At 41.0% G+C, this 11,026-nt stretch carries 12 protein-coding genes; 8 read left to right on the forward strand and 4 right to left on the reverse strand.

Annotated elements, in window-relative coordinates; genetic code table 11:
* Nucleotides 1-7 precede the first annotated feature (7 nt).
* Complete coding sequence (radA, locus tag RCZ04_RS11890) at nucleotides 8-1,372, reverse strand: DNA repair protein RadA (protein WP_460486252.1); 1,365 nt, start codon at nucleotides 1,370-1,372, stop codon at nucleotides 8-10.
* A 30-nt stretch (nucleotides 1,373-1,402) separates the two neighbouring features.
* Nucleotides 1,403-2,275 (reverse strand): sugar nucleotidyltransferase, encoded by an 873-nt coding sequence (gene rfbA / locus RCZ04_RS11895; protein WP_460486253.1) that lies wholly within the window; start codon nucleotides 2,273-2,275, stop codon nucleotides 1,403-1,405.
* 919 nt (nucleotides 2,276-3,194) lie between these two features.
* Here rfbA and RCZ04_RS11900 point away from each other — a divergent pair.
* Nucleotides 3,195-4,247 (forward strand): glycoside hydrolase family 6 protein, encoded by a 1,053-nt coding sequence (locus tag RCZ04_RS11900; protein WP_460486254.1) that lies wholly within the window; start codon nucleotides 3,195-3,197, stop codon nucleotides 4,245-4,247.
* 148 nt (nucleotides 4,248-4,395) lie between these two features.
* Entirely contained in the window at nucleotides 4,396-5,574 is a 1,179-nt protein-coding gene (locus tag RCZ04_RS11905) for a glycoside hydrolase family 6 protein (protein WP_460486255.1), read from the forward strand.
* A gap of 68 nt (nucleotides 5,575-5,642) precedes the next feature.
* On the opposite strand, the gene RCZ04_RS11910 is transcribed toward RCZ04_RS11905, so the two are convergent.
* Nucleotides 5,643-6,245, reverse strand: coding sequence for a M15 family metallopeptidase (locus RCZ04_RS11910; protein ID WP_460486256.1), 603 nt, complete (start codon nucleotides 6,243-6,245; stop codon nucleotides 5,643-5,645).
* Nucleotides 6,246-6,322: 77 nt separating this feature from the next.
* On the opposite strand from RCZ04_RS11910, the gene smpB reads away from it, so the two are divergent.
* Both smpB and RCZ04_RS11920 read left to right on the forward strand, forming a co-directional pair.
* Complete coding sequence (gene smpB / locus RCZ04_RS11915; protein WP_460486257.1) at nucleotides 6,323-6,778, forward strand: SsrA-binding protein; 456 nt, start codon at nucleotides 6,323-6,325, stop codon at nucleotides 6,776-6,778.
* An 84-nt stretch (nucleotides 6,779-6,862) separates the two neighbouring features.
* Entirely contained in the window at nucleotides 6,863-7,345 is a 483-nt protein-coding gene (locus RCZ04_RS11920; RefSeq protein ID WP_460486258.1) for an ABC transporter ATPase, read from the forward strand.
* 92 nt (nucleotides 7,346-7,437) lie between these two features.
* On the opposite strand, the gene lysA is transcribed toward RCZ04_RS11920, so the two are convergent.
* Entirely contained in the window at nucleotides 7,438-8,634 is a 1,197-nt protein-coding gene (gene lysA / locus RCZ04_RS11925) for a diaminopimelate decarboxylase family protein (RefSeq protein WP_460486259.1), read from the reverse strand.
* Between the two features lie 612 nt (nucleotides 8,635-9,246).
* Between lysA and rpmB the strand changes: the two genes are divergently transcribed.
* The 4 genes from rpmB (at nucleotide 9,247) to ftsY (ending at nucleotide 10,922) form a co-directional block, all read left to right on the forward strand.
* Nucleotides 9,247-9,483 carry a 50S ribosomal protein L28 gene (gene rpmB, locus RCZ04_RS11930; protein WP_002680811.1) on the forward strand — a complete coding sequence of 79 codons (237 nt, stop codon included), beginning with the start codon at nucleotides 9,247-9,249 and terminating at the stop codon, nucleotides 9,481-9,483.
* A gap of 17 nt (nucleotides 9,484-9,500) precedes the next feature.
* On the forward strand, nucleotides 9,501-9,683 hold the full coding sequence (gene rpmG, locus RCZ04_RS11935; RefSeq protein WP_002672545.1) for a 50S ribosomal protein L33: 183 nt from the start codon (nucleotides 9,501-9,503) through the stop codon (nucleotides 9,681-9,683).
* A 10-nt stretch (nucleotides 9,684-9,693) separates the two neighbouring features.
* Nucleotides 9,694-9,846, forward strand: a complete 153-nt coding sequence (locus RCZ04_RS11940) for a DUF4295 domain-containing protein (RefSeq protein WP_002680984.1) — start codon at nucleotides 9,694-9,696, stop codon at nucleotides 9,844-9,846.
* Between the two features lie 113 nt (nucleotides 9,847-9,959).
* A complete protein-coding gene (ftsY, locus tag RCZ04_RS11945; RefSeq protein ID WP_460486260.1) occupies nucleotides 9,960-10,922 on the forward strand; it encodes a signal recognition particle-docking protein FtsY in 963 nt (320 codons plus the stop codon).
* Nucleotides 10,923-11,026: the final 104 nt, after the last annotated feature.

The raw sequence follows: 11,026 nt of genomic DNA on the forward strand, positions 1-11,026 counted from the left end.
GTTCTTCTTATCCAAATAATTCTTGTATCGCATCTTCTATCTTAGCGACGGTTACAATGCGTATTTTCGTATTTTTAAGGGCTATTTTGTTGTATTTAGAGACAAAAATAGTGTTGAAACCCAACTTTTCGGCTTCAGTAATGCGTTGTTCTACGCGTTGTACAGGGCGTATTTCACCGCCTAATCCTACTTCGCCGGCAAAACACACATCTTTTTCAATGGCAATATCTTCATTGGACGACAAAATAGCCATTGCGACCCCCAAATCGGTAGCAGGATCGTCAATGGTAATACCTCCTGTGATGTTCAGGAAGACGTCTTTTGCTCCTAAGCGGAAGCCTGCGCGCTTTTCGAGTACTGCCAAGAGCATATTGAGGCGTTTGGCGTTAAATCCCGTCGTACTGCGTTGGGGCGTACCATACACAGCAGTGCTCACTAAGGCTTGTATTTCAATCATCAGCGGACGCATACCTTCCAAAGTGGCGGCTATAGAGGTTCCGCTAATGGTCTCATCTGTTTTAGAAATGAGGATTTCGGAAGGGTTGTTCACCTCGCGCAATCCGTTGCTGAGCATTTCGTAAATCCCCAGTTCGGAAGTAGAACCAAAGCGGTTTTTCAGTGAGCGCAAGATGCGATACACGTGATTGCGGTCGCCTTCAAACTGGAGTACGGTATCGACCATATGCTCTAAGATTTTAGGCCCTGCTATTTGTCCGTCTTTGGTGATATGCCCTATGAGAATTACCGGTGTATGAGTAGTTTTAGCAAACTTAATCAGCTCGGAAGTACATTCGCGAATTTGCGAAATGCTCCCCGCCGAAGCCTCAATATAATCGGATTGTAAGGTTTGAATCGAGTCGATAATCACGATTTCAGGCAACAGCTCTTTGATTTGCTGAAAGATATTTTGCGTTTTAGTTTCCGTAAGGATATAGCAATTATCCAAGCGATGCGGAATGCGGTCGGCACGCATTTTTATTTGTTTTTCGCTCTCTTCCCCCGATACGTAGAGCGTACGATAGGGCAAATTCAAGGCTATTTGTAGCAAGAGCGTACTTTTGCCTATCCCAGGTTCACCTCCTAAAAGCGTAACTGAGCCAGGCACTATACCCCCCCCCAGTACATTGTTAAGTTCGTGGTTATTACTGTTGAGGCGCGCCTCTTGTTGGGTATCGATTTGCGAAATAGGAATATATTTAGGAGCCTTGTTCTTTATAGCACTCTCTTTTTCTTGCCACGCAGGGGTAGCTTCTTTCTGAACAACCTCTTCCACGATGGTATTCCACTGCTTGCACACGTTGCACTGCCCTTGCCATTTGATATATTGTGTTCCGCAATTCTGACAGAAATATGCTGTTTTTAGTTTTGCCATAGTTAGGATTCAGAAGTTAGGAATTAGAAATTAGTTTATTAATTGAGAAAGATATTGCCCATATTGGTTTTTGAGCATTGGTTTGGCGAGTTGTTGGAGCTTTTCGGCAGTAATCCAACCTTTGCGATAGGCAATTTCTTCTAAACAAGAAATCTTGAGTCCTTGTCGTTTTTCCAAAGTTTCTACAAAGTTAGATGCCTCACTGAGCGAATCGTGGGTACCTGTATCCAGCCACGCAAAACCACGCCCTAAGAGTTGTACTTTCAGTTCTCCATCATTCAAAAACTCTTGATTGACAGTCGTAATTTCCAATTCACCTCGTGCAGAAGGTTTGATATTTTTGGCTACCTTTACTACTTTATTAGGATAAAAATAGAGCCCTACCACCGCATAGTTTGATTTAGGTACTGCGGGTTTTTCTTCAATGCTGAGTACATTGCCTTGCGCGTCAAATTCGGCTACCCCATAACGTTCAGGATCTTTTACGTAGTAGCCAAACACGGTAGCTTTGCGCTCTTTCTCAACATTTTGCACTGCTTGAGCGAGCATTTGCGAAAAACTTTGTCCGTAGAAGATGTTATCGCCTAATACCAAGCACACATCATCATCACCTATAAACTCTTCGCCTATGATAAAGGCTTGTGCCAAACCATCAGGACTGGGTTGTTCGGCATAACTGAGAGTGATACCAAAGTCGGAACCATCGCCCAAAAGTCGCTGGAAGCCAGGTAAATCTTGAGGTGTGGAAATCACCAATATCTCGCGAATGCCCGAAAGCATCAGCACTGATAATGGGTAGTAAATCATTGGTTTGTCGTAAATAGGGAGTAGTTGTTTAGAAACTCCTTTTGTAATGGGATAAAGGCGCGTACCAGAGCCACCTGCTAATATAATTCCTTTCATTAGTTGTTAGTTTTTAGTTATATATTATTAAATAATATAAAATCAGTTTTTAGACTTTATCAAAATGTGTACCACATACTTATTGCTTCCTTTGATATAAAGGGCTTTTAAACTAATTGGCGTCATTAAATGATAATAGATGCAAAGGTACTGCATTTATTTGAAATTAGCAAATTAACAGATTAATAAATTGGCAAATAAGTAAATTAGTAAATGAAAAGGTAGACGAACAAAAGACGAAGGAAACATCCCCCCCGCCCCCCTTCAAAGGGGGAGTGTAGCGACGCAAAGACGAACGAATGACGAACAAAAGACGGTGCGAGCCACACGGGCAGTCGTAGCACGACAGGCAAGTAAATAAAGAATGAATGGAGGAAAGACGAAGGAAACACCCCCCGCCCCCTTCAAAGGGGGAGTGTAGCGACGCAAAGACGAACGAATGACGAACAAAAAACGGTGCGAGCTGCACGGGCAGTTGTAGCAAGACAGGCAAGTAAATAAAGAATGAATGGAGGAAAAGACGAACAAAAGACGGTGCGAGCCGCAAAGGCAGTCGTAGCACGACAGGCAAGTAAATAAAGAATGAATGGAGGAAAGACGAACAAAAGACGGTGCGAGCCGCACAGGCAGATAAACAAAAGACGAACAAAAGACGAACAAAAGACGAACAATGAACGAACAATGAACGAACAATGAACGAACAATGAACGAACAATGAACGAACAATGAACGAACAAAAGACGAAGGAATGACGAACAAAAGACGAACAATGAACGAAGGAATAGTAGAGATGAGATGGTGAAGAAGTGGAGAGCAAACGGAGGAGGATAGATGAAAAAATAAATTAGAAAATAATTTTGGGTAAATGAAAATAAATTCCTATTTTTGCCAAGTTAAAACATAAATAAAATTAAAGATTATGAAGAAATTACTATCCTTAATAGCTTTTTTATGGGTAATGACCGCCTGTGAAAAATCAGGGGAAGATACGCCCTCCTATACGCAAACTCAAATACCCTATGACTGGGATTTTTACTTGGAGCCCTCTCGGTTAGACGTAGTAAAAAAAGAAAAAAATGCCGAGTTGAAAAAGCTGTATTACCAAGTGTATGGTACGCCTTGCGGAGGTTGGTATGACGGTATTAACCCAAGTAGCGAGAAGAATGACCGTTATTTGAGAAACTTTGTTGAAGGAGCAGAACGGGCTCATAAAACGCCTATTGTAGTGATTTACGGTATCCCGAATCGCGATTGTGGGTCGTTTTCAAAAGGAGGACACCCTAATGGGGCTTCTTACAAAGCGTGGATAGACCGTGTAAGTGCTATTATTGGAAAACGCCGTGCGGTGGTTATTATTGAACCTGATGCCATTAACTACTGCGGTCACCCAAGAGGTTCAGCTAAATACAATGAGCGTGCTGAACTGCTTAGTTATGCTGCTGAAAAACTAAATAAGAACAATCCTAATGTAGCGAGCTACATTCACGCTGGAAATGGACCTTTGGTCACCCAAAATCCTGAAGCTGTTGCTAATGCTATTATAGACGGAGGCTTACAATATATGCGTGGTTTTGCGCTGAACGTTTCGGGCTTAGGAGGTACTGCCGAAGAACAAGCGGGTGCTGAGAAATTTGTAGCTTATTTGGCTACCAAAGGTTTTGATAAAGTGCGCTACGTGATTGATACAGGGCGTAGTGGCATCAACCGACCTAAGCATCAAAATCCTAACCCTCCTTTTAACTCTTGCAATAACTTTAATGCAGCTTTAGGTCCGCGTAGTACTACCAAAACCACAGGGGCACACGCCGATGCTTACTTATGGATTAACGGAGGTGGTGGCTCTGACGGCGAGTGTAATATGGGGGCTCCTAAAGCGGGATTGCCTTATCCTGAATACACGAGACACTTGGTGCAAAACGCTATAAGGGTAAAGAGTATAGAGATATTGGAAGTACCACAAGATCTAAAATAGTCGTAGCACAATGTACAATTATAAATGCGAATCAAGAATTGGATTAATTTATTGGTTATAAACCTCCCCCCAGCCCCCTCCAAAGGGGGAGATGTGACGTGAAAGAGACAATATAAATATAATAATACAATAAATAAGATTAAAGATTATGAAGAAATTACTATCTTTAGTAGCTTTTTTATGGGTAATGACCGCCTGTGAAAAATCGGGGGAAGAGACCGACCCCACTACACAGTCTCCAACAACGCAAACCTCTACTACACAAACGCCGACAACGCAGACCCCTACTACCCCTCCTGTTACGCCACCGGTTACCCCTCCTACTCCACCTAACCCACCACAAAGTAAAAAGCCAGTAGCTTACGACTGGGATTTTTACTTGGAGCCCTCTCGGTTAAACGTAGTAAAAAATGAAAAAAACGCCGAGTTGAAAAAACTGTATTACCAAGTGTATGGTACGCCTTGTGGAGGTTGGTATGACGGCGGTGTTAGTCCTGGTAGTGGCGGTAAAGAAAATAATGACCGTTGGCTTAGAAACTTTGTGGAAGGAGCAGAACGCGCACGCAAAACGCCTATTGTGGTGATTTACGGTATCCCGAATCGCGATTGCGGGTCGTTTTCATCTGGCGGGCACCCTAATGCAGCTTCTTACAAAGCGTGGATAGACCGTGTGAGTGCCATTATTGGACAACGTCGTGCGGTAGTGATTATAGAACCTGATGCCATTAACTACTGTGGACATAAAAAGGGAACGGCTGAGTATACTGAACGTGCTACTTTGCTCACTTATGCTGCCGAAAAATTATATAAGAACAATCCTAATGTGGTGAGCTATATTCACGCTGGCAATTCGGGATTGGTAACCCAGTATCCTGAAAATATAGCTAATGCTATCATAGATGGAGGTTTGCGATATATGCGGGGCTTTGCGCTGAACGTTTCGGGCTTGGGAGGTACTGCCGAAGAACAAGCGGGCGCTGAGAGATTTGTAGCTTATTTAGCTTCTAAAGGTTTTAAAGATATACACTACGTGATTGACACAGGTCGCAGTGGTATCAACCGACCTAAGCACCAAAATGCTAATGCTCCTTATAACTCTTGTAACAACTTTAATGCGGCTTTAGGACCTCGTAGCACTACTAAAACCACAGGGGCACACGCCGATGCTTACTTATGGATTAACGGAGGTGGCGGTTCTGACGGCGAATGTAATATGGGAGCACCTGCTGCTGGAAAGCCTTATCCTGAATACACAAGACACTTGGTGCAAAACGCTATAAGGGTAAAGAGTATAGAGATATTGGAAGTACCACAAAATCTGAAATAGTCGTAGCACGACAGGCAATTAGTCGTAGCACGACAGGCGATTAATCGTAGCACGACAAGCAAGGCAATTTATTTACATTGCCATTGGAAATCCTCGACTTTAGACTGCATTTCAGGACGGTACTCATAGTGCCACCACTCTGAGAAGATAGATTTAAAGTTATATTTATTGAGTACATCTTTGAGCAACTTGCGATTCTCAAGTACCTTTTTAGGGAGTGTGGTGCAAGTGTGATGTGCTTTTTGACCAAAGAAATCAAAAGGAGTGCCCATATCTAATTCCTTACCTTGTGCATCTACAAGGGTAAGATCGACAGCAGCCCCGCGATTGTGTTTAGAACCTTTCGCGGGGTTTGCTACATAATGAGTACCAGGTAGGATCTTCCACATCTTTTTTTGTACTGAAAGCGGTCGGTAGCAGTCGAACAGCTTAATGCGGTATCCCAACGTTTTAAACTCTTCATTAGCTTTTACCAAAGCCTTTGCAGTACTCTTGCGAAGATAACATTCACCACAGTCATATACTGCTTGTTTGAGGAAATTATCGGGGGTGGCGTATTTCATATCGAATACAAAATCATTAGAAAGGCTTCTGAGGAGCACAAAATCATTTTGTTGCCCTAAAAGTGAGGACATTGGTAGTAATACAAAAAGTTGTAAGAGGTATTTCATAAGAGCAATTTTTGGCAAAAGTACAAAAAAACTTAAAAAAGGCTTGCTATATGTGACAAAATTACTACTTTTGTACTATGATTCAGAAAACAGTACAAATACTCAACAAACGGGCGAAGTTTGAATATGAAATTCTCGACAAATACACGGCGGGAATTGTGCTCGTGGGTACCGAAATAAAATCCATACGAATGGGAAAAGCCTCTATCGCTGAGAGCTTTTGTGAGTTCAACGACAAAGGAGAGCTTTTTGTGATTAACTCTACCATTGAGGCATACGACTTCGGTACGCATTACAACCACCACCCCAAAAGCGAACGCAAACTGCTCTTACAGAAGAAAGAACTACGCAAACTCAATAAAGAAGTGAAAAACAGCGGACTTACTATCGTGCCTCTCAAGCTCTTTATCAACGAAAAAGGCTTGGCGAAGATGGATATTGCCTTAGTACGCGGTAAGAAGTTATACGACAAGCGAGAAACTATTAAAGACCGCGATAATAAGAGAAACTTGGATAGGCTGATGAAGAAGTAAGTCCTCTCCCCGTTCCCCTCTCCCAAAGAGAGGGGCAAACTGTGAATTAATCATTAACAATTAACAAATAATTATTAGATATAAGTGTATAAAGAATTTAAAGAACTCCCTGATGATGCCCGTGTGTGGGTATACCAATGCAACCGCAGTTTTACAGAAGAAGAGCAAAAGCAACTGCACACTCAATTAGAAAACTTTATAAACCACTGGATGGTACACGGCAAGGACTTGCTATCATCTTTTGAAATACGCTACAACCGCTTTATTGTGATAGGAGCATCACCTGATGCACACGGTGTAGGGGGTTGCTCTCTTGATGCTTTAGCGCATTTTATTCAGGAATTAGAAACCCAATACAACGTTACATTGCTTGACCGTATGAATGTGAGCTACCGCCAAGGTGAACACATTGCCTATAAAAACCTCGCTGATTTTAAAAAGATGGTAAAAGATAAAGCGGTATCGGCACAGACTATAGTGTTCAACAACTTGGTAAATACTAAAATAGAATACGAAGAGAATTGGGAAGTGCCTTTGGAAGATAGCTGGCATAACCGGTTTTTATAGTGCGAGCCACACAGGCAATAAGTGCGAGCCGCACAGGCAATAGAAGAAGTATGAACTTTGCCAAAGTTTGAAACTTTGGCAAAGTTTTATTGCTAATATACCTGTCCTCTTACTAAATCCTCAAACGTTTCTGCCTTTCTAATCAGTTTAGCTTCACCATTCTGCCACAATACTTCGGCTGGACGCAAACGTGAATTGTAGTTGCTTGCCATCGTATAGCAATAAGCACCTGCGTTATGGAAGCAGAGGATATCGCCTTCGGTAATCTCAGCTATTTGTCTGTTAGAGGCAAAAGTATCGGTCTCACATATATAACCGACCACCGAATAGAAGCGTTTTTTGCCTTCGGGGTTAGAAATGTTTTCGATAAAATGAGTAGCTCCGTAGAACATAGGTCGGATAAGATGATTAAAACCAGAGTCGATGCCTGCAAATACCGTAGAAGTGGTTTGTTTCACCACATTCACCTTTACTAAAAAGTAGCCTGCTTCACTTACTAAAAACTTACCGGGCTCGAAAGCCAACGTAAGCTTGCGTCCATATTCTTTACAGAACTCTGCAAAACGAGTGCTGAGACGTTCGCCCAACTCTTCTATATTGGTTTGTATATCACCCTCTTTATAAGGTACTTTAAAGCCACTACCAAAGTCGATAAATTGTAAATCCTTAAAGTTTTTAGCGGTTTCAAAGAGTATTTCGGCAGCGTAAAGGAACACATCGATATCCAAAATATCACTACCTGTATGCATATGAATACCGTTGATGTGCATCTTGGTATTTTCGACAATACGCAAAATATGGGGAATTTGGTGAATGCTAATTCCGAATTTACTATCGATATGTCCCACCGAAATCTTACTATTACCGCCTGCCATCACGTGCGGATTGATACGAATACACACGGGCACCTCAGGATGTTGTGTACCGAACTGTTCTAAGAACGAAAGATTATCAATATTGAGCTGTACACCAAGACGCATAGCCTCCTCAATCTCGTCCATTGAAACTCCGTTAGGGGTAAAGATAATTTGCTGAGGGGCAAAACCTGCCAATAAGCCCAATTGTACCTCTTGAATAGAAACGGTATCAAGACCTGCTCCTAAATCTTTCATTAACTTCAAGATAGAAACATTAGAAAGGGCTTTCATTGCATAGTTGATGCGCAACTTGGGTACTGAGGCAAAAGCGCTGGTAAGTCGGTTGTATTGAGAAGTAATTTTCTGGGCATCATACACATATACAGGGCTACCGTAAGTGTGTGCTATGGATAATAAATCGTTTATTTTCATTGAATATACTGTTTCTTAAATGATTGTAGGGCACAAAAGTACGAATAATTAGGAAAATAGCAAATAATACTAATAATACTGATAATACCGATAATACCAGAAATGCCAATAATACTAAACTAATGACAAATTACGGTGCAAGCCACACAGGCAGGTGCGAGCCACACGGGCAGTCGTAGCACGACAGGCAAATAATGAAAAGACGAACAAAAGACGGTGCGAGCCGCACGGGCAGATAAACAAAAGACGAAGGAAACATCCCCCCCGCCCCCCCTCAAAGGGGGAGTGTAGCGACGCAAAGACGAACAAAAGACGGTGCGAGCCGCACGGGCAGATAAAGAATAGGTGGAGATAAGGCGAAGGTAAGATGAAAAAGAGGTAAAACCAAGGCAAAGATTAAATAAAGATAAGGTTATATTGTGGCTAAAGAACAGTAGTTTTGAAATATATGAGTAATAATCTTAAAGCTATTAAACATATGAAATACAGCATATAATAGATTTATGCACACAAAAATAATCTGAAAAAAGAGAAAAAAAGTTTTGCTATTTCAAAAAATAGTTATACCTTTGCGCCCTGAATATAAATAACACATTAATAAATAGAGAAAAAATGGCAAGAGTTTGTGACTTAACAGGCAAAAAAGCATTGGTGGGCAACAATGTGTCGCACGCAATGAACAAAACTAAACGTAAATTTAATGTAAATCTCCGTACTAAACGTTTCTTCATTCCGGAAGAGAATCGTTGGATTACACTGAAAGTATCGGCAGCTGCGATTAAGACTATCGACAAGAAAGGTATTTATGCAGTGCTACAAGAAGTAGAACGTAACGGATATATTAACTAATTTAAAAGAATACTAAAATGGCTAAAAAAGGAAATAGAATTCAGGTTATTTTGGAGTGCACTGAGCACAAAGAGTCTGGACTTCCAGGAACTTCACGTTACATCACTACCAAAAACAAGAAGAATACTCCGGATAGATTAGAGCTAAAGAAGTTCAACCCTATTCTCAAGAAAGTAACTGTTCATAAAGAAATTAAATAATTAAAACGTTATGGCAAAGAAAACAGTAGCAACCCTACAAGGTAAATCTAAGAAGCTTACTAAAGCTATCAAAATGGTGAAATCACCAAAAACAGGTGCTTATACTTTCGTAGAAAGCGTAATGGCTCCTGAGCTCGTTGATGAATTTTTGAAGAAGAAATAATTAAATTTTCTCTATTTTTATCATATTTTAAAAAGCTGTCGTGAGACAGCTTTTTTGCATATATAAACTTTTTTACTACCTTTGCACTCATATCCTAAAATATAGAATAAGTTATGGCATTTGAATTTTTGAAAAATATCTTTTCAAAAGAAAAGAAAGAAACTTTAGATAAAGGCTTAGAGAAATCTAAAAACAGCTTCTTTGACCGCTTGGGGAAAGCTCTCGTGGGAAAATCGAGAGTAGATGAGGAGGTACTTGACGATCTGGAAGAAGTGCTTATTGCCAGCGATGTAGGGGTTAATACTACCTTGAAAATCATAGACCGTATTGAAGCGCGTGTGGCTAAAGACAAGTACTTAGGTACTTCGGAGCTCAACACCATACTTCGTGAAGAAATAGCTGGTTTACTATCTGAAACCCATACGGGAGAGGCAACAGACTTTGCTTTACCTACTGATAAAAAGCCTTATGTGATGATGGTTGTAGGCGTAAATGGTGCTGGCAAGACTACTACTATTGGTAAGCTTGCAAGTCAGTTTACTAAAAAAGGGTTGAAAGTAGTATTAGGTGCTGCTGATACCTTCAGGGCAGCCGCCATAGACCAATTGCAAGTGTGGGCAGACCGTACAGGTGTACCGATGGTTAAGCAACAGTTAGGTAGTGACCCTGCTTCGGTAGCCTATGACACATTGAGTTCGGCAGTAAAACAAAACGCTGATGTAGTGATTATTGATACAGCAGGACGCTTGCACAACAAAATAAACTTGATGAACGAGCTGAGTAAAATAAAGCGTGTGATGCAAAAAGTGATTCCTGATGCTCCTCACGAAGTGCTGTTAGTGCTCGATGGTTCTACTGGACAAAATGCCTTTGAACAAGCGAAAGAATTTACTAAAGCCACTGAAGTAACCGCTTTAGCAGTTACCAAATTGGACGGTACTGCTAAAGGAGGTGTGGTAATAGGCATCTCTGACCAGTTTCAGATTCCTGTAAAATACATTGGTGTAGGAGAAGGGATAGACGACCTACAAATTTTTAACAAATATGAGTTTGTAGACTCTTTCTTCAAGGAATAACCATTTTAGACAAGTATAAAAAAAGACACTCTATGATTGCAATCTCACAGAGTGTCTTTTTTATATTATATTTACGTTATCTTAAAAGAAACGTGGTGATACTA

Source organism: Capnocytophaga sp. HP1101 (assembly GCF_054772415.1).